Origin of the sequence: Idiomarina sp. HB (genome assembly GCF_048059115.1) — a bacterium.
Classification (GTDB): domain Bacteria; phylum Pseudomonadota; class Gammaproteobacteria; order Enterobacterales; family Alteromonadaceae; genus Idiomarina; species Idiomarina abyssalis.
The window spans coordinates 561,425-584,181 of sequence record NZ_JAYLVU010000002.1 but is presented as its reverse complement, the minus strand read 5'-3'; the positions used below and the strand labels follow the sequence as shown (position 1 = coordinate 584,181).

Below are 22,757 nucleotides of genomic sequence, written 5' to 3'. Positions count from 1 at the left end.
TGTTCCCCTAAAAAGGAACGACACTATAACGACATTGTTAAATTACCGTTAACGCAATTTGTAACAAAGTATTAACCCTTGTTGCAGATCATTAACTTAAATCAAAAAGGAAACACTAAGGGGATAAGCCACAAACTCATGGCAATGTAGGTAATGGCTACTGGCAGGCCGGCAAGAATAAAGTGTTTCAGCCGGTAATGGGTGGCGTTGAAAACCATTAAATTGGTTTGGTAGCCATAGGGAGTTATAAAACTGGCAGAGGCGGCAAAGGCCACTCCCATAATCATTGGAAAGGGATCTACGCCCATACCTAAGGAAAGCGAATAGGCCACGGGGAACATTAACGCCGCAGCCGCGTTGTTGGTGACCAGTTCGGTCAACAGGTAAGTAATTAAAAACACACCGGCAAAGGTCAGAAAAACGCCCTGCCCGGCTAAGGTTGTTGAGGCAAAGTCGCTGACAGCAGACGAAAGCCCGGTCGATTGCATCGCGGTTGCCAGACACAGCGCACTGGTGACTATCAGCCATATTTCTACCGGAAAACGGCGTTTTATTTCATTTAACCGCAGGCAACCGGTTGCCAGTAAGACGGCCAATAGAAACAACACGCCCATAAACAATGAGGAGCCACTAAGTACAGTAGCCGCAATCATGCCGACAAAGCCCCAAAGGGTCAGTTTCTCGCGCCAACCGCTCAGCATGTTTTCGGGCTTGACCCCGCTTAACAGATAAAAGTTTTTTGTTAAGTTGGTACGGGCGGAAAAGTCCGGTCCGGTTGCCAGCAACAAAATGTCACCCGCATGCAGCCGCACATAACCTAAACGTCCGCTAATGCGTTCACCTTCACGGCGCACCGCTACAACCGCCGCATCAAAGCGAGCCCGGAACCCGGTATCCCGCAAGGTTAAACCACAAAGTACCGACTCTGACTTAATAACCACTTCGGTCAGCTCGTGGGTTTCCAGGCCTTTTTGTTCAGCAAATAACTCAAGCCCGGGAAACTGCTTCAGCACTTTCACCTTGCTGACATCACCGGTAAAAATGAGCTTATCACCTGCCTGCAGCACATCGTAACGGGCTACTGGTCGCAGGGTTTGATCGCCCCGGTGTAGCTCTGCCAGGAATAACTCTTCCAAATGGCGTAAACCTGCCCCTTCTACCGTTTTGCCAACCAAAGGGGAGTCGTCCGCCAGCTCGGCTTCGACAAAGTAGTCAGCACCGGCTGAAGTTTCCTCTTTAATATTGGGCAAGAACCAACTCACTACGTACAGCACCAATAATCCAGCACCCAGTACACCCGCGCCTACCAGCGTAAAATCAAAAAAAGCAAAGCCGCTGTGGCCGGTTTCGGTAAATAAGCTGTTGACGATTAGGTTTGTGGACGTACCTATTAAGGTGAGCGTGCCACCCATAATGGCAGCGTAGGAAAGCGGTATCAGCAATTTAGAAGCAGCAACAAAACGGTTGCGTCGCACCGAGTTCAGTAAGGCCGCAACCACCGCTGTATTGTTTAATAACGAAGAGGCTAACGCACTAAAGCCCATCACTCGCCAGGTGGTGCCGGCAACCGACGGGCTAAATAAATACCGCGACAGGGTTCGCAGTAAGCTGGTTTTTTCCAGAGCGTAGGAAATAAGCACCAGCATAACCAAGGTGGCTAAGCCAGGGTTGGCTGCGTTATCCAGCAGCGCATCCTGACCTACCCAACCTGTCGCCAGGCAAACTAACATGGCGCCGGCAAAAATCATTGCAGAATGTTCCTGATAGCGGATCAACAGACCCACCATCAGTAGCATTAACGCTATAAGCCCCACACCGGCAAGTGTCATAAAGTTATTTCAACAGATCCTTCGCTTCCCAATGCGGGAAGTGCTTACGAACTAACGCATTCAGCTCTAACTCAAACTCACTGTATTCGTGTTTTTGAGTTTCACCTTCAGCAGAATCCGATAGCGCCTGTTCAATCATGCCCGCACCAACCGTCATATTGGTCATACGATCAATGACAATAAAGGCGCCTGTTTTCGGGTTGCTTTGGTAATCGTCAAACATCACTTTTTCAGTAACGCGAACGTCTACTTCGCCAATTTCGTTCAGTTCCAGCTTCCCGGCTTTGTGCTCAGCAAAGGTATTCACATCAATGCGATGCTGTACTTCCTCGAACTCACCCGTGGTCAACTTGCTGTTGAACTTCAGATAGTACTCGCGATGCGTCTGCAGTGCGTCTTCATTCATCCACACCAACTTAGCGCGGAAGCGACTGGATACATTTGGCAGCGAATCTTTCTTCACGATCATGTCGCCGCGGCTGATATCAATTTCGTCGTTCAGCGTCAGCGTTACCGCTGCAGGTGCCAAGGCTTTTTCGTGCTCACCTTCAAAGGTCACAATGGACTTAATGGTCGAAATTTTTCCGGAAGGCAGAACCCGAATGGTATCGCCAACCGCAATTTCCCCCGAGGTAATAGTACCTGCAAAACCGCGGAAGTCGGAATTCGGACGGTTCACATACTGTACCGGAAAGCGGAACTCTGCACTGTCGGCTTCGCGCTCAATAGACATGCTTTCCAGATATTCCATTAACGGAGAACCGCGGAACCAACTGAGCTTTTCACTCGGGTTTACCACGTTGTCGCCGCGTAGCGCCGAAATTGGCACAAAACGAATGTCCGGAATATCCAGAGAACCGGCCATTTCCAGGTAATCGGCCTGAATTTGCTTGTAGGTGTCCTGCGAATAGTCCACCAGGTCCATCTTGTTAACGGCGACTATCACATGCTTTATGCCAAGCAATGAGCAGATAAAGCTGTGGCGACGCGTTTGGGTCTGAACACCTTTGCTGGCATCGACAAGAATAACCGCAACATCACAGGTTGAAGCGCCGGTTGCCATATTACGCGTGTACTGCTCGTGGCCCGGGGTGTCAGCAATAATAAACTTACGCTTATCGGTCGAGAAGTAGCGGTAGGCCACGTCAATGGTAATGCCCTGCTCACGCTCAGACTGCAGACCGTCAACCAACAGCGCCAGGTCAACTTCATCGCCCTGAGTACCGGACTTTTTCGAGTCTTCGGTAATGGCCGCTAACTGGTCTTCAAAAATCATTTTACTGTCGTGCAGCAAACGGCCAATTAAGGTGCTTTTGCCGTCATCGACGCTGCCGCAGGTAATAAAGCGCAACAGCTCTTTGTTCTCGTGCTGCTTAAGGTAAGCTAAAATATCTTGTTCAATTAAAGGACTAGCATGGCTCATTACATTTTTACTACTTAAAAGTAGCCCTCCATTTTTTTCTTTTCCATAGACCCGGCACTGTCGTGATCAATCACACGGCCCTGACGTTCAGACGTGGTTGTTAGCAGCATTTCCTGAATAATTTCCGGCAAAGTTGCCGCCTCAGACTCAATAGCGCCAGTTAGCGGGTAGCAACCCAGGGTACGGAAGCGCACCATTCTCATTTCCGGCGTTTCGCCTTCTTCTAATGGCATGCGGTCATCGTCCACCATAATTAAGGTGCCGTCACGCTTAACCACAGGGCGTTCTTTAGCAAAGTACAGTTCTGGAATATCAATGTTTTCCAGGTATATGTACTGCCAAATATCCAGCTCAGTCCAGTTAGACAGCGGGAATACACGAATGCTTTCGCCTTTATTCACTTTACCGTTAAAAATATTCCACAATTCAGGGCGCTGGTTTTTTGGGTCCCAACGGTGGTTTTTATCGCGGAAGGAATACACACGCTCTTTGGCGCGCGACTTTTCTTCGTCACGGCGGGCACCACCAAAAGCGGCGTCAAACTGATATTTGTTCAGTGCCTGTTTTAGTGCCTGGGTTTTCATTACGTCGGTATGCAAAGCACTGCCGTGGCTGAACGGACCAATGCCCTTTTCAACGCCTTCGGGGTTAATGTGCTCTAACAGCTCAAAGCCGTGTTTTTCCGCCATGCGGTTGCGAAACTCAATCATTTCGCGAAACTTCCACGTGGTATTCACGTGCATGAGCGGGAACGGAATTTTTCCCGGAGCAAAGGCCTTACGTGCCAGGTGCAATAGCACCGATGAGTCTTTGCCCACCGAGTAAAGCATAACCGGGTTATCAAATTCCGCCGCCACTTCGCGGAAAATGTGAATCGATTCGTACTCCAACGCCTTTAAATGCGTTAACTTCTCTTCGCTAATCATTGGTTTCCCACTGTTTTCTGCTATCAGGTAACTTTAACTTTCGTAGAAATTAAAAATTAAAAATATTCTCCGAGTACGTATCAATCAAAACTGACGCACCAAAATTAGAAAGGTGATCATCATCTAAATAGTATGAGTTGTTGACAGTACCAATCACACATCGGTCTTCGTGTTCACATAAAAAGCCATTAAAATTAACTGTTTTTACCGATTGAAATAGTTGGGCGTTATTCTCAAGAATATCATGTGCTTTTAAGTAACGTTTGTAGTGTTCAGAACTCTTAACACTTTTCTTCTTTAAATAACTACTAAACTCTCCCTCACCAAACATACTTACCCAATTATAAAAGCTGCGAGCATCAATTTCCTGAACCGGTGGTTGGTGAAATAGAACTACTTCAATATCCAGTTCATTCAAAAAGGCCAAGGTGCTTTTCAAATTTTCTTCAAAAACTTTTAGCGACTTTTCTTTTTTTGCTTCTACTTCGTATTCATCACCGATATATGTATAAGCGCCAGAAACATCACCTGTGCTATACGTCGTCCATCTAGCTATTAGATAAACAGTCTTTATTTTACGCTCTTTTATCTCGGTATACACACGTTGGTTCCTCAAAGCACACGTTTCTCTTTGAGAATCATTCCTTAGAACGTACGTGTTAATTATTGGCGGACAACCAGAAATCCCTGAATATAAAAGAGATTCACCACGATTTTCAAAGCGTTCGGCTAATGGAGCTAAAAAAGATAACGAATGACTATCACCAACTATAGCTACTAGAGGAGCTTCAGTATTGCTGCCAACTTCACAGAAAAAGCCTTCTCCCTCTATCTTTTCCATTGAAAAGTCGAAACATTTATCTTGGAAACCCCGAACATGCAAATCCTTAGTAATCGTTTCAGGAACTACCAGTCTTTCTTTTACCCCACCAGTAAAATGCCCATATAGCCCAAAAATTACAAAAAGAGCTGTTGTTAAACCAGATAATATAAAAATATTATTCCGGCTACCGAGCAACCGGCCTCCTTTCCTAAAAGGTTGTTCTATAAATTTCCAACTAAAAGCTGCTAAAACAATAGACAAAAAAGAGAGAATAAGCATCATCCCAAATGACGGTTCAGAAAGAAGTCGGATTCTAGCGAATGCAAATAGTGGTTGATGCCATAAATAGGCACTAAAACTTACGAGTCCAATACCTACCAAAACTTTCGTAGATAGTACTTGGCCTATCATAGTGCTCTTAGAACAATAAAGAACAATAAGTGCTGAGCCGATGACTGGAACTAATGCATATAAAGAGGGAAATGGAGTTTCCTTGTCAAAAAAGAAAATCGAGAAGATAATTAAAAATAGCCCAGTGAAGGATAAAAATTGACTACTTTGCACTTCACGTTTGTAAAGAAGAAATGCGCACAATGAGCCCACACCTAGCTCCCAAGCTCTAAACGGAAGTAAATAGAAGTTTGCACTAGGTACATTCCTCCACCCCCATTCAGAGAGTAATAGACTTAAAAAAGTTAATCCAAGCAGTACGTAAAAAACTCTTCTCTGACCAAGTCGCCAGAAACAAAAAAGAAAAAGTGGAAAAAATAAATAAAACTGCTCTTCAACGCCTAAACTCCACGTATGAAGCAACGGATTCTCTTCAGCAGCAGGAGAAAAGTAATCCTCTTTTTTCCAAAAGAGTATATTCGATACGAAAAATGAGATTGCTACAAAAGCTTGAGAAAACTCTTTAAATTGTTCAGGAACCATCCAAAGCCAGGCGAACGGAACACATAAAAGCATGACAAAGAACAGTGCAGGGAGTATACGTTTAGCTCGCTTCTCGTAAAAACGCGCGATAGAAAAATCTTTTTTACTTAGGTCATTAATTAATATAGAGGTAATTAAATAGCCACTAATGACAAAGAATACGTCAACACCTACATACCCACCCGAAAACTGAGAAAATCCAGCATGAAAAAGTATTACCGGAATTACTGCTAAAGCTCTTAGTCCGTCGATCTCACGCCTATATTTCATTTCTCAATAACCTATAGTTCATAATGTCCTTTCTAGCATCGATTCGCTTTATCTAAAGCATCTAAATATATAAGAAGCGATTTAAACCACTAAGTTTACCACTTCTTTCATATGAATAATTTTCCATATAATACAATAAGTTAGCCAACTATCCTTTTGATTACTGCATTAGTGCTTTCATCAAAGGACCCATCACTTTCGCCATCGAGTACGCGCAGTACGTCCATGGCAATTTTCTTACCTTTTTCCACGCCGGGTTGATCGAAACTGTTCAGATTCCAGATAACGCCCTGTGTGAATACTTTATGTTCGTAGGTAGCTATTAACGCGCCGAAGCTTTCGGGCGTTAGTTCATCCATTATTAATAAGTTAGACGGATGCCCGCCCGGGTAATGGTCACGTGGTGAGTATTTATTTTCACTGCCTTCCCACATTAAGCGACGGTGAGCCAAGCAGTTGGCTACTGCCAGTCGTTGCTGCTCCGCCAATCCACTCTGAACTATTTTCTCAAAACCCGGCGCTTCCCGTTTTAGTACCGCCACAAAATCCGCAGTGAATTCATCATAGCCCTGGTGCAAATGCTGAAAAAACGCATGTTGCCCGTTGGGTCCAAAACCGCCCCAAATAATAGGGCCGGTCGGGTAATCAATAGCTTTATTATCGGCCGTTGACTGCTTGCCATTACTTTCCATGTCCAGCTGTTGCAGGTAATTCGGTAACATACGTAAGCGGCCATCGTACGGCAGAATTGCTAAATTGTTTATGCCCAGTTGTTCGCGATTATACACGCCATAAAGCGCCAGCAATACCGGTAAATTGTCTTCCAGTGGCGTTTCTAAGAAGTGCTCATCCAGAGCTTTGGCACCTTCAAGCATACGCTCAAAAGGTCGAATGCCGGTGGTTAAAGCAATGCTTAAACCAAGCGCAGACCACAAGGAAAAACGCCCGCCAACCCCTTCACCAAAGGTAAACTGCTGAGACGGTGGTATGCCGTAGTCAGTCATAGCCTGTGCATTAGCCGACACACCAATCACATGCTTTTCCAGCCACTGTTCTTGTGTAAGCGTGGGCTCTATCCACTTACGTACGGTGTCTACATTGGCAAAAGTGTCAACCGTACTAAATGACTTAGAAGACACAATAAACAAGGTGGTCTCCGGGTCAACAATGGGCAAAACGGCGTATAACTGTCCACCGTCCATAGAAGACACAAAGTGTACCTGTAAGTCATGCAATGCAGCATCATTCGCGAATTCGCGTAAGGCAAAGGCTCCCATTTGCGGCCCTAAGTCAGAGCCGCCCACGCCAATGTTTACCACATCGGTAATGGGTTTCCCGGTACTGCCTAACCAGCGACCAGAACGCAGCTTTTGCACGGTATCGACAAAGCGGGTTTTGCGGTTACTTTGTTTGGCCACAGCATGAACCGATCGGCTCAGAACGTGAGTTACCGGGCGATCTTCACTTGGGTTTCGGTACTCACCCCGGCATAATTGCTGACGGTATTCATCAAAGTTTTTTGGTAAGCGTTTACCGACAACGTCTATAAGTTCATTGACTGAAAGTTTTTGATAACTGGTGTCTAAGGCTAAAAAAGGTCCGTTTTTTATCATTGTTTCATCCATTTTCCATCACGCAACATCGGTCTCATCATCACTGCACGTGCGGTGTTTATTCCAGATAACATCACAAATATGGTCATCCAGGGGTTTATAGCCTGTAGGGGCATCCAACAGTAACTGCCGCAATTCATCAATAGCAAAGCGCTGGCAGGAGTCATCCAGCAGCGTCAGCAGTTTCTCCATTTCATCCCAGCTTAAGAACTGTTCATTAGCCCGCAAAATACGCGGATGGTCGCTGGCTTCGACGTTGTCACCAATTAAAAGTTCTTCATAGAGCTTCTCGCCAGGGCGTAAACCGGTAAACTCAATAGCAATGTCACCGTGCGGATTTTTCTCAGTCTTCTCTTCAAGGCCTGACAGGCGGATCATCTTACGGGCTAAATCCACAATTTTGACTGAGTCGCCCATATCCAGCACAAATACCGAACCGGAATGCCCCATGGTACCTGCCTGAATCACTAGTTGCGCGGCTTCGGGTATGGTCATAAAAAAGCGGGTAATGTCCGGGTGGGTAACGGTTACCGGGCCACCATGTTCTATTTGTTCTTTGAATAAAGGAACCACCGAGCCGGAAGAGCCAAGTACATTACCAAAGCGCACCATAGAAAAACGCGTTTTAGGCTGCCGCTGAGCCAGCCCCTGAAGTACCAGCTCAGACAAACGTTTAGTTGTCCCCATTACATTGGTTGGCCGAACAGCCTTATCGGTAGAAATTAATACGAACTGTTTAACACCTGCAGAAATAGCCGCTTCTGCCGTATGCCAGGTACCAAACACGTTATTGCGCACGCCTTCGACCATGTTGTATTCGACCAAAGGTACGTGTTTATAAGCCGCTGCATGGTAAACGGTGTCGACCGCAAAAGTTTTCAGAACCGTTTCTATGCGGTTACGTCGCTGTACTGTGCCTATTACCGGGATAATTTCGGCACCTATGCCCTGGTGTCGGCATGTTTGAGTTAACTCACGTTCAATGGCGTATAAAGCAAACTCTGAAAGCTCATACAGAACCAGGGCTTTTGGCCGCTGTTTTAGTATCTGTCGGCAAAGCTCAGAACCAATAGAGCCGCCAGCACCGGTTACCAATACGGTTTGCCCGGTAATGTGCTTTTCCATTAACTGTGGTGCGGGAGTCACAGGGTCGCGGCCTAATAAGTCTTCAACTTTAACATCCTGCAACTGGTCAATGGATAAATCCCCATTCACCATATCGGCCATACCCGGCACGGTTTGTACTTTTACCGGCAGAGTTTCTAAGGCGTCTAGTATTTGGCGCCTACGTGAACGCAAGGTACTGGGTAACGCAAGCAGAATACGCTGAATGTCTAAATCACGAATAGCGCACTCTATATCCTTTGGCGCAATAACTTTTAGGCCCAATACTGAGGTGCCCTGTAAGCCGCTGTCGTCATCCACAAATAATACAGGGTGAAACTCGTCACCATTTGACAGTGCCTGGGCCAACTGGCGTCCGGCAGAACCTGCACCGTAAATGGCAACGCGGTCTTTTTGGCGGCTCATGACTCTTTGGTAGGCTTCACGGACAATTAAGCGACTGCCGCCAGTTAACAAGAAGGCTATCAGTACATAGTTCACTACGGCGGAAACCGGCAAAGCAATGCCCATCCATAGCCCGCCTAATACTAACAAGGCACCGCTTAATATGACCGTAAAAAACACCAGGCTCAACACTTTAAAGCCAACGTAACGCACCACCGCGCGGTAAAGTCCAAAGCGAATAAAGGCCAACAAGGTAATGCCCATTACCAAACCAGCCAGAATTAACCACTGTGACCAGCGCAACGGCATAATGGCATCAAAGCTGAGTAGATACGCGGCAAGCATGGCTATGGTAATTGACGCTATGTCAATTACCAGGCCAATGCCACGTTTTACATTACGCGGTAACTGCATTAACACTTTTAATGCTTTCAAAAAGTGCTCCCTTCCTTTAAAAGCCTGAAAAGATCATACCACATTAACGGTTATAAAAAGGTGATCTGTCATCGGTATAGTCGTATAAGCGAGCCCTGCGTTGCAACTGTTGGCCACCATTACGTGACAATGGAATCCAACTGAAACCAACACGCTCACGGGTATTCCGTACACTCATTAAGTCAAACGGAATACTAATGAAGAAGCCTTTAGTAAAGCTGCCTTCGCCGTATTCTTCCGACGACACATCGGTAAAGGCAGCAAAAGCTCCGGCTACCACACCGCTTTCAAAACGCTTCTGTAAGGTTACATTAACCCCTTTGTCACCCGCTAAGAATTGCCCAAAGTCTAACTGTAGCAAGGTATCTGACAACCAGGGCATTTGGTAGTAGGCACTGACGAAACCAGTCGTCACCTCATAATCTAAGAAACCGCTACCACCAGTAAAGTTTCGCTGACGCACTCGGTTAACGTGGGCGCCGAAAGCCCATGGGCTATCTATAGGACGGTAAAGCACCTCACCGCCCGCACCACCAAACATACGCTCCAGGTAACCTGCATAGGCCATAGCAAACCAGTCCTGCCCAAGACGTTTATGGTAAGTAACCTGAGCAGAGTCTAGCCAAACATTGTTTTGAACATAGCGACGTACCTGCGTACGCACTTCTGGTAGCTGAGATGGCCCCCCTCCTAAGAAGTTAAACTCGTCATAGTTATTCGCGAGGTTGATCCCAGCTTCAGCAAACACTTCCAAGTTTTCTGTTAGCCAACGCTTACCAAAAGCATAAACGCCTAACTGGTAGGTATGAAAATTTTCAGGACTACCGAAGTCCTGCTGGAAAAAGGGCTTTAAGCCGTAACTATTGCCAAAGCGGTAATCTGGATTCAATTTCCATTCTTCACTGTTTTTATCAGGCTTTTCTTCTGGGTAAACGCGAGTGAACAGCTCAGCGGTTTCATCAACGGTTTTACCCGGGTCCTCGTTAAGAATACGGCGTTTAAAATCTTCCGCCTGAACTTGAGTGTTAACGTTAGGCTCAAACAGGACCTGATCCACAATATTGTATGTCTTTACTGAGTCCGGCAATTCAGCAGACAAAACCCTGGCGGCGCGATCATAAGCCTCATTACTATTACGGAAACGATGGTGGTATGCATACATCGTAACTTCATCATCTGTTGCTGCAAAGCGTGCTCCACTAAAAGCCCCCTGCTTACGCAGCTCACTGCGAAGCGCTGTCCAACTTACATCGCTCAGCTTGTCTGCTTTTGGCTTTTGTGGCGGAGTTTTATCCGGCATAGTTTTAACCTGATTCAACTCGTTAAAGTTTGTTCTCAGACTAAAGTTAAACATTAACGTATCGCCACGCTCGTAGCTTAGCTGCACATCGAAGTAATCGGTTACCTGGTAATTCGCACCAAAATTCCAACGACTGTCCGGTTTAATGGGAACACCAGCCTGGTCATCACTGTAGTCATTACCTTCATATTCGGCTTTTAAACTCAGAGACTCCCAAGGTGTCTGGTACTCTATACCACCAAAAAACGAAGCCGTTCCAGTGAACCATTGGTCATACTCGACCTGTCCACCTCGCCCACTAAAACCGGACTCTCTGCGGCAGTAATCATCAGCTAACTCACAAAATGGGTTTGTTATATCATCGTAAGTCCCTAAACGACCAAACCCTAGCCCCACGCTGATATCAACAGGACCAAAGCGCTTACTTCCAACAATATACTCGGCATCGAACAGCCCTGTTCCCGCTAAGTCACGAAAACCAACACTAACTTCAGGTAACCAATAGCTTTCTTTCCAAAGCCTCGCTTTTACATCAAAGCCCTTGTCCGTCAATATATTATCCCCACTAAAGCCCGGAAATTCACTATACAAGCGATTAGGAAAGCGAGTGTAAAATGCGGTGGTTTCCAGCCAAGGCAAAAGTTGCAGATTAACAGTATAACGGCGGTACTCTTCCATATCTGAATAGGTAATCGCTAATTCACCCTCTTTTGCCATACGGGCTGTCGGGTTTTGCATTAAACCGACTGAACCGTAGTTGTTGTAACTCGGCTCTAAATCCAGACGCGACCAGTGTCTTTTCGACGTAGGAGCAGAGCGCACTTTATGTAAGGGAGCATTCGTTTTAGCTCTTACAGACTCATCTGTCACAAAGTGCGTTAATAAATCACGAACTTTCCTATTTAAATTTTTGAATTTAGGAGGCAGCTGATTCTTTTCAAAACCCAACCACAAAATGTCGCCCGGTAACAGCTCTGTATCATCCTGTTTATAATAACTCCAGTTACTTTCCTTTTGCTCAGCAACAGATACCTTTACCGCTGTTTCTTTATTATATACATCAAGTAAAGGAGCTTGTTCGTCAATGCTATCGAGCCAGTTGCCGACAGTTTTCCCCGAATGGAACTGATAACTCCCGGGCTTTGAAACCAAACCGAATATGTAAATTGAATTAGGCCTCTCAGACACCACTAATTCGTAATTGCCCTCTGGCAGCAAAGGGTTATCTGCCAAGCGCTGCCTTGCCTGCTCAATGCTTATTTTTCCCCAAAGTTGCTTACCTAGTTGCCAACCTCTTATTTGCCCTGACAGCATAGCAGCGGCCTCTGCTTTGCTCGTTTCTCTGCGACTTTGCCAATAACGCTCAAGTTCAGCCAGTTGTGCCAGCACCTCTCTTTTCTGCAGGCTCACATCATTCTGTTGATCTGTTTTAACTAGCCGAGCCGCTGGCCAATAAACATTCTCCAACAGTCCCTGCTCTTGCATGTCAGATAACGCTTGCTGCAAACGAACCGGGCCTTCAAATGCAATTTTTCTTGTTTCGGCCTTAACTGGCACTATAGACATCAAAAGCAAAGTTAATGCGGAAAAAATTAGCAAGGTATTTTTCATGGATTGGCTCATTCAGCTTCGTTATTAGAGTAATCACGACCTATCCAGGTCACCTGAGTTAATGTTAGCGGATCTCTGTCGGCAAATACTTGCTGCTGGCTTTTTACCACGTGCCCGTCTTCCTCAACCCAAAAGCGATTGGTAAAAGCCTGGCCCGTTAATTCGTAATAACCTTCTTCTTCTACCAAAGTAGCTTCAACTTTGCCAAAAGGCAGCTCAAGTACTTGTTTTTCTTTTACATAAAATTTAGAGGCCACTTTCCGGCTTACCGATTTACCATCTAGTTGGTAATCATATTCACGCTGCCAGCTTTTTTGACAGTTCGTCGGCTCAGTAACAACACACTTCAGGGGGTCTTCGCTGAGTTTCGATATGGCCAATAAATTATACTTTAAGTCTTGTGTCCGAATAACTCGCCCGTTTCTCAAAACAAGCGTCTCTTTTTCGGCAGTAACAAAGTGCCAGTCATCTGGCTTATCCACAAATCCAAGTACTACCAATATTCTTGGTTCACCCTGCCATTGCACATATAAAGAAGTATAAGGAAATGTCTTTATTTTTTCCGGTGTCAACTTAGCGTCTTGCGGTTCAGAAAAGGCATATTCAACCGTTTTACGTACTTCATTGGTCACCGCAGTACAGCCATAGCTTATGGCAACAAAAAAAGTCAGCAGGCAGTAACGAATTAACATTTGTGAATCTCTTGTTTAGCCAAAGTTTATTTTTGGTGGATAAAAAAATACCGCCCAACGGCGGTATTTTATCACTATTCATCTTATCGGTGTTACTGAAGCGCTTCACTAACACCTCTACATGTTACATACCTGTAGTAGTAACAGTCGATGTAGTAGTAGATGTTGATGTAGTAGTTGGCGGTGTTTCGTCATCATCATCGTCATCGTCGTCATCGTCGTTGATAGCGTTAGATGAACTGTCAGAGATAACAGCTACAGTAGCTGCCGCTGCAACACCTGCAAATACCCATGCTTCAGTTGATAAGCCGCCAGAGCCGCTTTCAGATGCTTCTGCGCCAGCAGCACCTTGCTGTGCCATTACTGGCGTTACTGCTAAGCCTAAAGCTGCAGCAATTGCTAATGCTAAAGTTTTCATAATATTCACCTCACTCCAGAGATATAGATACATGTATCGCTGTGACTGAAAACATTCCAGTTAACAGCAACTTTCATACTATGCCGCTGAGCACCAAAATGCAAACGACATTTACATCAATTTTCAATTAAATACCGTTAATTGCCGCTATCGCCACGGCTGAATTATAAATAATACCAGTCACTTTAGACCATAACTCTAAACTCTCACTGTAGGTTGTGTCTAACGGTACGACAATGGTATCGCCAGGGGATAATTGTGTGCCGCTGCCGAAGCTGAACCAACTGCTGCCGTCTTTAAACGGCACTATTGAGCCGTTAGCTTTCACGACATAAATACGGCCTTCGTCAGCCTTTTCTTTGGTACCGCCACTGCGTGAAATATAGTCGTTAACATCAAGCTCGGGATCAAAGCGATACGAGGTTGCCATCTGAACTTCACCCATAATGCTTACAGAATCGGCTTTAGAGGGCACATGTAGCGTATCACCGTCTTTAAGCTGAATGTCACGCTCACCATTCATTGATAATATTTTCGGCAAATCAAGAATTAGGCGGCCTACAGGCTCTGTCGACATTAAGTCAGCTAATAAAGTACGCATTTGACTATAAGAGGCACGGCTGTCACCGGTGCCGGTAATCATATTACTGGCTATTTCTCGCTGGAGTTCCTCCGCCAGAAGTTGCATACGCTCTTTTTCGCGCTCGCGCAGTTCTTCGCGGGTAAATACAGCGCCCTCAATAAAGGCGTGGTCGGTGAAGCCCCCGGCCCGCTTAATTAAGTCGGTTAAAGATTCACCACGCTTTATAGCATAAGTTCCCGGAAAGTTAACCTCGCCACGCAAAGTCACTTCGTAAGTATTCTGCCATTCAGGAATACTCAATACGTTTAAACGGTCACGACCCTGTAGCTGAACATCTACTTTGCCATTCAGTACTTTATCCAGCTCTACACTTAAATAGTCAGTTTGTGCAGCACTGCGCCCAATATTAACCCGAGTTATTTCAGCACGCTCAAGGTAAGCGCTGTCTTTTAGCCCACCAGCCGCATCCAGCAGTTTTTCAGCTGAAGCATTTTCAACTAATGGGTAAACTCCCGGGTGGTTGACTTCACCAGCTACGTAGACAAACGGAGTGTTACCATTCTCGGTACGCTGCCGCTGTAAGCGCTGCATAACTGGTTCAAGTAAGTTCTCGCGTGAATACAGTGCCAACTCTTCTTTCTCTACGCTCATTTCATCTTCTTCAGAAGAGCCAAACATCTCGCGTAAAGGAACAAAGCGGTTTGCTTCTTTCAGTTCGTCGTCTAGTTCTTCCTCGGAAGACTTCTTCTCTTTCACTAAGTCCTGCAAAAAAGCCATGCGATATTCTTTTAACAGCTGTTTGCGGTCCTTTTCTTCTTTTTCCTGCTCAGTTAAGGTGAAGCGCGACAGCTTTTGTTCTTCTTCATCTTTGGTCTGGTAGCGGCTAAAAACGAGTATCTGGTCACGCTCTTGCAGAGTCAGGTTTTCCTCTGCGTCACCTCTAATAGCAGCGCCAACCTCAAATTGATGTACCTGTATATTCCTGCGAGCTCCATGCTCACGAATAACAAGGCCATAACCCAAATCAGCCTGTTCCAGCAGGTCATGTCGGCTATCCCGTAAAATATCATTAACTTTTATGCCTTCTTGCCACTCGTAGTGGCCCGGCCTGCTCACAGCACCGATCAACATGAGGCTACTGTCTAAGGAGTCCGAGACCTGACGTAGAGTAAGCACATCGCCCCCAGCCATGTTGCGCTTAAGGTCTGAGTTACTGGTTAAATCAACGGTGCTAATAAGCCGCTTACCATTAACAATGCGTTGCAACTGCGCAGATGAAAGGTAAGCGTCGTCCTCTGCTCCTCCGGCATAACGCAGGGCATCTTTCAGAGTCTCATCGCCTTTTAACTCGTAAAGCGCAGGGCGTTTCACTTGCCCTTTAACTGTAATCATGTCGCCTCTGGCAGGAATAAAGACAACATCGCCACTTTGCAACATTTTGTCGTCAGAAGCATCGCCGTTCAGTAATAAATCATACAGGTCAAACTCTGCCGCCACTTCACCACCACGCATTAAACGCACTGAACGTAATGACGCAATATCAGACACGCCCCCAGCAACATACAAAGCCTGACTAATGGTCGAAAGCGAACTAACCGTGTAAGCCCCGGGTTTATAAGCCTCGCCGACAATAAATACCTGAATAGAACGCAGTTCCCCCATAGAAACAGCGGCGTCATAGCCAATTAAACGCTCATCAACTTGGCTTTGAATAAGCTCTTGCATTAAAGTATAGGTTAGGCCTGCTACTGATATTGCACCTAACTTTGGAATAACGACTTTCCCTTCACGGTCAATGGTCAAGTTGTAGGTTAAGTTTTCTTTACCAAACAGCTGCACTTTAATGCTATCGCCTACTCCCATCAGATAATTCGCAGGTACCGGCGCATGAGACGTAGGAGCAAAAGTTTTTGGTTCACCGGCAAATAGCTCATAACCGAAAGGTTTTAATTCTTTATCGCCGCGGGTAAATTGTTTTTCCACATCTTCAGGAATTATCGGATCGCCATTTTCATCAAAACGGGTGCCACGGGGAAATACTATGTTTTCTTCTTGAGCTGCATTTTCGCCTGAGGAACTCTCGCTATTCCCATTCAACTGATCCAACATAGAAACATCAATACCAAACTGGCGCGCTATTTGTTCCTGTTGCGCACGGGGTAAGTTCTTCAACTGTTCTAGCTGCTGTTGGCTCGGCATTGTTTGTTGGGCCATAGACTCAGACACAACTAATCCCCAAAGTAGCAACATTAGAAAAAGACTGAATCCAAATTTAAATGTCGATATCGACTTAACCCGTTGTAGCTTGTGCAAGAACAAAGCGCTTCCCCTTTCCTAATTTTATGTCGAGTATTCTATAAGCTTTTTTCTGCTTGCGACAGCACCTTATGTATTGCGTCACAAGTTTTCTGTATTTCACTTTCTGTTAAGGTTGGATGCACCAAAAACATTAAGCTAGTTTCTCCCAGCTCAATGGCGTTTGGCAGCCGTTCAGTAGGTGCAAAACCAGTGCCTTCAAAGGCGTTTTCCAGGTATACCTCAGAACAAGAGCCTTGCATACAAGGGACACCTAGTAAGGTTATTTCCTCAACTATACGGTCACGGGTCCACCCTTCTGCTAACTCTTCCGGCTTTATAAAGCAATAATGCTTATAATAAGCATTCTGCATGTAAACAGGTAACTTAGGCGTACGTACTAAACTAAACTGACTACATGTTTTAATAATAGCTTCAGCATTGTTTTCGCGTTTCGCATTCCAGTCAGTTAACCGCCTTAGCTGAATACGGCCTATAGCCCCCTGCATTTCTGTCATGCGCCAGTTGGTACCAAAGCTTTCGTGTAACCAACGAAAACCCGGTGGGTGCTCCCGCTCATAAACCGCTTCATAGCTCTTGCCATGGTCTTTATAGGACCACATTTTTCGCCATAGGTTTTCATCATTGGTAGTAACCATCCCGCCTTCACCACCGGTTGTCATTATTTTGTCCTGGCAGAATGACCAGCAACCAATATGCCCAATTGCTCCAACAGATTGGCCTTTATAATGAGCACCATGGGCTTGAGCACAGTCTTCTATGACATAAAAACCGTGTTCTTCTGCTAACGCCATAATAGGGTCCATATCGGCAGGGCGACCTGCCAAATGCACAACGACCACAGCTTTGGTTTTCGGAGTAACAACCTTAGATATTGTATCAGCTTCAATATTTTGGCTGTCTAAGTCCACATCTGCAAAAACTGGAGTTGCGCCTGCATTTACCACTGAAGACACCGACGCCAAAAAAGTCCGAGGAGTCACCACTACTTCATCACCTTCACCAATATCCAGTGCATTCAGCGCCAAGTCCAAGGCCAGGGTGCCATTAGCCAAAGCAATGGCACGAGAAGTACCTGTCCAGTTAGCAAATTCTTTTTCAAACTCTCTGCACTCCTGGCCTGTCCAGTAATTCACTTTATTAGACAACAAGATCTGCTTTACTTTTTCAGCTTCTTCTTCAGTAAAACTTGGCCAGGGCGAAAAGGCAGTATTCAGCATAAAATTTTATCCAACAACAGTTTCAACAATGTACTTTAAATCCTTAGAGAAGCTCCAGGACTCCATATACTCAATATTCACTCGGACTTTATCAGGAAATATGACTTCATCATTAAACTTCTGAGGATCTTCTGCCTGTGCCAGCAAATCCTCTTCATTGCGATATTTTAGGGTTGCAGGGCCGGTAATTCCGGGTTTTAACTGCAACACTTTACGTTGCTCACCATCTAACTGATCGGCATAGCCCGGTACGTCAGGTCTTGGGCCCACAAAACTCATTTGCCCAATTAGCACATTCCAAAGTTGAGGTAGTTCATCAATTTTAGTCTTCCTAAAAAAGGCGCCTAGCTTAGTAATTCTCGGATCTCCCCGCTTTGTAACAGTAGTATCCGTACCCTTAACCGGTCGCATAGTTTTAATTTTTACGACTTTGAACAACCGACCAAACTGACCAATACGAGTCTGTATAAAAAAACCATTCGACCGAGTGTCAATAGATGCTGCAAGCCAAGCTAATAAAATTAACCAACTAAATATGATAATCCCTAAAAAAGCGAATACTAGATCAAATGTTCTTTTTAGCAATGATTGTACCGGGCTTAACACGTTATTTTCCTTACAACTTATTCATTATTTAATACTGAGTTATGTTTCAAGCGCCCGTGCTTTTCTTCAAGCTTACACAGCAGCGAGTGAAGCGTTTTAATGACCTCGCTTTGTTCTACATTCGTTGACTTTAGGTTAAAAGTAGCTGGAAGCAGATGTCCGTTTCCAATATCCCACCCAAGCTTTTTGCACTCTAATTTCACAAGCTCTAAAGCCTCGTTCGGCGACTCACAAAGCGCTTCGTAGTGAACAACTACCGCACTGTCATCGAGAGAGATATCAAGCTTCCTATTTAGCCAATAGACCTGAGCCGCAACTCTCTCTAGCTTGTTACATGTATCATAGGCAGTACACTCGAGGGGTATTACTGAGAACCAGTTGGTGTCAGATCCCATGCAGTTTAGAATAGATAATGCATTATCAATCGGGTTTCTGACTAGCCGTATTGGTACAGCATTTGGAAAGGCCTCTTTTATTCTTTCAAGCCCAAGGGAGTGGCCCAGGTACCCGGTTACTAAAGGTGCCTTATTATTAGTCAACTTAGCATAGACTTTCGCTAAGAAGAGTATGCGGCTCTTTTGCCGCATACCTAGTGCTTCTATCTCTTGCTCCTTCAGACCAATTCCAGCCCAGTAATGCCAGAACATCAGTCCTTCCGAAGGCCCGCAGAGACCGGGTATGAAACCTCTTTGAGAACGAAAGTTTGAGTAATGGCCTTTGCACTTAACTCGTGATACCAACCCGCTAATTAGAGGAAGCTGATAAAGCAAGTTGCCTAAATTACTTAAATACTGAAAGTTATACCTATGAATCAACGTTTGATAAGTTAAGGTTGAACCACTTCTAGGTAGTGCCAATAGAACAAAGATCTTTGCGTTACTTGGCTCACAGTTAGCAACCCAAGGCCATTCAAGAAAACGAAACACCTTTAATGGAAGCTTCTGAAGAAATCGCGCTAGTTTAACAGAGAAGCTCTCTCGTAAATTTTTCCGCGTCATTTTTTACAAGCTCTACGGATGCGCTCTTGTTCTAATAATACATGTAGCTTCTTTGCAAAATTTAATGGCATTTTCTTTATTAATCTTTTGAAAGGGTACAAAGACGACGTCACTATTTTTACAAGTGGGCTATAAACAACATTCAAGTTTGCATAAGCTTTTCTGAATTTAAACTTACTGATTAAAAAATCATGTATATTTGTATCATGACTTATCGACCTAGCACCGTCGGAAACATAGCTCATACCTCGATCATTCAAATAGTGTTTATTCATTTCATGAAATAGCATGTAGCCTACTAACTCTTTAAGAGCTTTAGGTTCAATCCACAAGCTTAAGTAAAAGCAAGCATCTTCAGATACATAGTTTTCAGCAAATGCAGCCATTCTTCCTGATTCTTTACTGTAGGCGGCCCAAAACTCTGTTTCACTTGGTAAGGTATTAATTGCATGTTGAAAATTCTTTTGAGAAATCGTCTTTTCATGAGTCTCATACCTAGACGAAGCATTTAAGTACGTACTATATCCGTGCTCTAAAACTTGGGTTAGACTCACCCTTTTGCACTCAAATGATTTTTCTGCTTTTCGTATGTTGTACCTAGTTTTTTTAGGTAATTTTGAGAGGTCTTCAGGTACATCTTTTATAATGTGCCACCATTCTTTTCCACTTTCGCAATCGAACGCCGATTCCCATCTAACTAAAAGCGAATTTTTTCTTCTTAATAGCTTTTTCGCCTCTGTTTCTGAAAAACCTTCGAGCGAATGAGGCATACTCAAAGGGACTATAGCGCCCTGGTTAAAACGCCATTTAAGGCCATTAAAATTAAAGCTTTTATAACCAATCATTAGCTACTCTTTCTCGACACATCAGTTAAAGTTTTAATTAATTTGTTTGCTAATATATCTCGAGAAAATTCACGCTCTCCGAGCTTTCTTGCATTCTCTCCGAAGATTTTTTTTCTTCTTTCATCTCCAATCAAAGAAACCAATTTCTCCGCACTTAGGGCGACGTCATTTTGATCAAGAACTAAGCCTATACTATTATTGAGGATCAAATCTTTTTGCCAGCCCTGATAATTAATAGCTATGGGTCGCCCAGCCGCGAGAGCATCAAAAAATTTGTTAGCACTATTCGCCTCCATAGCTTTTAAAGGAACAAAGAGTGACATACAAATATCAGCAGCCTGAAGTGCTTTCGGAACATCTTTTTTAGATATTCGTTTCTCCATAAAAAAGTTCCTTCCTAAAACCCCTAACTCCTCTGCTCGTCGGCGGACCCCCGACTCATCTCCACCCTCACCTAAAACAAGAAAACGTACCTCTTCATTTCTAAATAGAACATTAGAGGCCAAGTCAGCGAGCCAGGATACTCCATTAATTTTTCCTAGCGTTCCTGCGTATAGAACTAATGGTCTATCGCCCAACCACTGACGTTCTTCTCTAAAGCATTTAGCTGCTGACCGAGGGATTCCAAACACATCTAAATCGCAGCTGTTCGGGATTGTAGAAACCCTCTCTGATGGATAGCCAGCAGCTAGAACTCCTTGAGTCATTCCAGGAGATAAACCAATAATATGATCAGCATTGAAATAAGCGTATCGCTCAAGTTTACGAGCGAAGTACTTAGAGAAAGGTAGCTTCAATGCACCCATTGCAATTGGAAGTTCGGGCCATAAATCCCTCACTTCAAAAACCATAGGGACGCCTAACCTTTTCTTTGCTTTAACGGCCGGAATAGCAATTGTTAGAGGAGTACTTGTAGCAAAAATTATGTCACCACCAATCGAAATAGCCTTCTTTCCCGCTTTTAGAGCAAATCTAAAAAAAGACTTCACTCTTTGCCGATAAGACATAGTATTGTTATAAGCGACCGGTAACCAATGCACTATAATTCCGTCTACAACCTCTTTAGACCAAAACTCTGTCTCCAAACCACTGTCACGTCGCGATGTAATTATGTGAACTTCATGCCCTTGCTCTACCATTCGTTTTGCCATTTCGTAAGAACGTGTACCGCCCTTCATGTCTGGCGTATTAAAGTATTGATGTAAATATAGAACTTTCATTAATAAAACTTCTTATTGAATGGATTGATAGATACATAAGGTAAAAATTTCATACTAAAATTTCACAACCTTTCAATTGGAATAACCATTTGGGTTTTTAATTTGCCAGTTCCAGGTATCGCGTATCATGTCTCTTAGATTATACTTCGCCTTCCACTGGAGTTTCACTTCTGCGTTTTTAGAACATGCGAAAGATATAGCTGAATCACCTGGGCGTCGAGCAACGACTTCATAAGGAACTCTTTTACCCGTAACCTCTTCAAACATATCAATAACTTCTAAAACAGAATACCCATTACCCGTCCCTAAATTAATAGTTTCAAAACCCTTCACTGACTCAATTTTCTGTAAAGCCGCGATATGGCCTAAAGCAAGATCAACGACATGAATATAGTCTCTAACACCAGTACCATCTTTAGTAGGGTAATCTCTACCAAATATACTAAGGTGCGGCATCCGCCCAATCGCAACCTGACTGATATATGGCAATAGATTATTCGGGGTACCTTTAGGATCCTCTCCAATCATTCCAGAGCTGTGGGCTCCTACAGGGTTAAAATACCTCAACGAAAAAATCGACCAGCTATCATTAGATATAGACAGCTCAGCCAACATTCGCTCGACTATATACTTAGAAGTTCCATAAGGATTAGCTGTCTTTCCTATGGGAGAATCTTCCATTATGGGAACATCGGAAGTGGATCCATAGATTGTAGCTGAAGACGAAAAAACTAAATTTCTTACTGAGTACTTCTCCATTACGGTTAACAAGGTTAACGTTCCCTTAAAATTATTATCATAATATTTTAAGGGATTCTTCACGCTTTCCCCGACTGATTTATATCCAGCAAAATGTAGTACCGAAAATATCGAGTACTCATCAAATATACGCTCCAGTAGCAGTTCATCACGAACATCACCTTGTAAAAAAGTGAGTTTCTTCCCTGTAATTTGCTCAACTCGCTTTAAGCTCTCATGGGAAGCATTCTCTAAGCTATCAAGCACCAAAACTTCATATCCGAAGTTCAAGAGCTCTAAAACTGTGTGAGAACCGATATACCCAGCACCGCCTGTAACTAAAATCATAGGTACCATTTCCTTAACGAGAAGCTTCTAACAACTTGCGATTAAAAGCATCATTCTACTAATTGCCTTCAACTCGGAACAAGAAATTAAACCTTGGACTC

At 44.3% G+C, this 22,757-nt stretch carries 16 protein-coding genes; all 16 read right to left on the bottom strand.

Translation table 11 applies throughout. From position 1 onward, the window contains the following. Positions 1 to 101 precede the first annotated feature (101 nt). A complete protein-coding gene (locus VBY75_RS08555; protein WP_416512037.1) occupies positions 102 to 1,829 on the bottom strand; it encodes an SLC13 family permease in 1,728 nt (575 codons plus the stop codon). 4 nt (positions 1,830 to 1,833) lie between these two features. After that, positions 1,834 to 3,252 (bottom strand): sulfate adenylyltransferase subunit CysN, encoded by a 1,419-nt coding sequence (gene cysN / locus VBY75_RS08550; RefSeq protein WP_416512035.1) that lies wholly within the window; start codon positions 3,250 to 3,252, stop codon positions 1,834 to 1,836. A 14-nt stretch (positions 3,253 to 3,266) separates the two neighbouring features. Further along, on the bottom strand, positions 3,267 to 4,178 hold the full coding sequence (cysD, locus tag VBY75_RS08545) for a sulfate adenylyltransferase subunit CysD (RefSeq protein WP_416512033.1): 912 nt from the start codon (positions 4,176 to 4,178) through the stop codon (positions 3,267 to 3,269). 49 nt (positions 4,179 to 4,227) lie between these two features. After that, entirely contained in the window at positions 4,228 to 6,204 is a 1,977-nt protein-coding gene (locus VBY75_RS08540; protein WP_416512031.1) for an acyltransferase family protein, read from the bottom strand. Positions 6,205 to 6,344: 140 nt separating this feature from the next. Further along, positions 6,345 to 7,817 carry a glucose-6-phosphate isomerase gene (gene pgi / locus VBY75_RS08535; RefSeq protein ID WP_416512029.1) on the bottom strand — a complete coding sequence of 491 codons (1,473 nt, stop codon included), beginning with the start codon at positions 7,815 to 7,817 and terminating at the stop codon, positions 6,345 to 6,347. An 18-nt stretch (positions 7,818 to 7,835) separates the two neighbouring features. Further along, positions 7,836 to 9,740, bottom strand: coding sequence for a polysaccharide biosynthesis protein (locus tag VBY75_RS08530; protein ID WP_416512183.1), 1,905 nt, complete (start codon positions 9,738 to 9,740; stop codon positions 7,836 to 7,838). 64 nt (positions 9,741 to 9,804) lie between these two features. Beyond that, entirely contained in the window at positions 9,805 to 12,684 is a 2,880-nt protein-coding gene (locus VBY75_RS08525; RefSeq protein ID WP_416512027.1) for a YjbH domain-containing protein, read from the bottom strand. Next, the gene (locus VBY75_RS08520; protein WP_416512025.1) at positions 12,681 to 13,364 is read right to left on the bottom strand and encodes a YjbF family lipoprotein; all 684 of its coding nucleotides are present in this window, start codon (positions 13,362 to 13,364) and stop codon (positions 12,681 to 12,683) included. Before VBY75_RS08520 ends, VBY75_RS08525 begins: the two co-directional genes overlap by 4 nt. Before the next feature lie 124 nt (positions 13,365 to 13,488). Next, on the bottom strand, positions 13,489 to 13,782 hold the full coding sequence (locus tag VBY75_RS08515) for a hypothetical protein (protein WP_271331910.1): 294 nt from the start codon (positions 13,780 to 13,782) through the stop codon (positions 13,489 to 13,491). Between the two features lie 127 nt (positions 13,783 to 13,909). Further along, the gene (locus VBY75_RS08510; protein ID WP_416512023.1) at positions 13,910 to 16,579 is read right to left on the bottom strand and encodes an SLBB domain-containing protein; all 2,670 of its coding nucleotides are present in this window, start codon (positions 16,577 to 16,579) and stop codon (positions 13,910 to 13,912) included. Between the two features lie 140 nt (positions 16,580 to 16,719). Beyond that, positions 16,720 to 17,901: a DegT/DnrJ/EryC1/StrS family aminotransferase gene (locus tag VBY75_RS08505; RefSeq protein ID WP_416512021.1), complete on the bottom strand. Its 1,182-nt coding sequence runs from the start codon at positions 17,899 to 17,901 to the stop codon at positions 16,720 to 16,722. A gap of 6 nt (positions 17,902 to 17,907) precedes the next feature. After that, positions 17,908 to 18,507 (bottom strand): sugar transferase, encoded by a 600-nt coding sequence (locus tag VBY75_RS08500; protein ID WP_416512019.1) that lies wholly within the window; start codon positions 18,505 to 18,507, stop codon positions 17,908 to 17,910. 17 nt (positions 18,508 to 18,524) lie between these two features. Beyond that, a complete protein-coding gene (locus tag VBY75_RS08495) occupies positions 18,525 to 19,505 on the bottom strand; it encodes a sulfotransferase (protein WP_416512017.1) in 981 nt (326 codons plus the stop codon). Next, a complete protein-coding gene (locus tag VBY75_RS08490; RefSeq protein WP_416512015.1) occupies positions 19,502 to 20,350 on the bottom strand; it encodes a hypothetical protein in 849 nt (282 codons plus the stop codon). The genes VBY75_RS08495 and VBY75_RS08490 overlap by 4 nt, the downstream gene beginning before the upstream one ends. Next, positions 20,350 to 21,570, bottom strand: coding sequence for a glycosyltransferase family 4 protein (locus tag VBY75_RS08485; protein ID WP_416512013.1), 1,221 nt, complete (start codon positions 21,568 to 21,570; stop codon positions 20,350 to 20,352). Before VBY75_RS08485 ends, VBY75_RS08490 begins: the two co-directional genes overlap by 1 nt. A gap of 72 nt (positions 21,571 to 21,642) precedes the next feature. After that, complete coding sequence (galE, locus tag VBY75_RS08480) at positions 21,643 to 22,656, bottom strand: UDP-glucose 4-epimerase GalE (RefSeq protein ID WP_416512011.1); 1,014 nt, start codon at positions 22,654 to 22,656, stop codon at positions 21,643 to 21,645. Between the last annotated feature and the right edge of the window lie 101 nt (positions 22,657 to 22,757).

Coding starts and splice junctions, on each gene's coding strand:
- VBY75_RS08495 (WP_416512017.1), bottom strand. CDS start 19,505: ATGACGCGGAAAAATTTACGAGAGAGCTTCTCTGTTAAACTAGCGCGA.
- pgi (WP_416512029.1), bottom strand. CDS start 7,817: ATGATAAAAAACGGACCTTTTTTAGCCTTAGACACCAGTTATCAAAAA.
- VBY75_RS08490 (WP_416512015.1), bottom strand. CDS start 20,350: ATGATTGGTTATAAAAGCTTTAATTTTAATGGCCTTAAATGGCGTTTT.
- VBY75_RS08515 (WP_271331910.1), bottom strand. CDS start 13,782: ATGAAAACTTTAGCATTAGCAATTGCTGCAGCTTTAGGCTTAGCAGTA.
- VBY75_RS08530 (WP_416512183.1), bottom strand. CDS start 9,740: ATGCAGTTACCGCGTAATGTAAAACGTGGCATTGGCCTGGTAATTGAC.
- cysD (WP_416512033.1), bottom strand. CDS start 4,178: ATGATTAGCGAAGAGAAGTTAACGCATTTAAAGGCGTTGGAGTACGAA.
- VBY75_RS08505 (WP_416512021.1), bottom strand. CDS start 17,901: ATGCTGAATACTGCCTTTTCGCCCTGGCCAAGTTTTACTGAAGAAGAA.
- VBY75_RS08485 (WP_416512013.1), bottom strand. CDS start 21,570: ATGAAAGTTCTATATTTACATCAATACTTTAATACGCCAGACATGAAG.
- VBY75_RS08555 (WP_416512037.1), bottom strand. CDS start 1,829: ATGACACTTGCCGGTGTGGGGCTTATAGCGTTAATGCTACTGATGGTG.
- VBY75_RS08520 (WP_416512025.1), bottom strand. CDS start 13,364: ATGTTAATTCGTTACTGCCTGCTGACTTTTTTTGTTGCCATAAGCTAT.
- galE (WP_416512011.1), bottom strand. CDS start 22,656: ATGATTTTAGTTACAGGCGGTGCTGGGTATATCGGTTCTCACACAGTT.
- cysN (WP_416512035.1), bottom strand. CDS start 3,252: ATGAGCCATGCTAGTCCTTTAATTGAACAAGATATTTTAGCTTACCTT.
- VBY75_RS08525 (WP_416512027.1), bottom strand. CDS start 12,684: ATGAGCCAATCCATGAAAAATACCTTGCTAATTTTTTCCGCATTAACT.
- VBY75_RS08540 (WP_416512031.1), bottom strand. CDS start 6,204: ATGAAATATAGGCGTGAGATCGACGGACTAAGAGCTTTAGCAGTAATT.
- VBY75_RS08510 (WP_416512023.1), bottom strand. CDS start 16,579: ATGGCCCAACAAACAATGCCGAGCCAACAGCAGCTAGAACAGTTGAAG.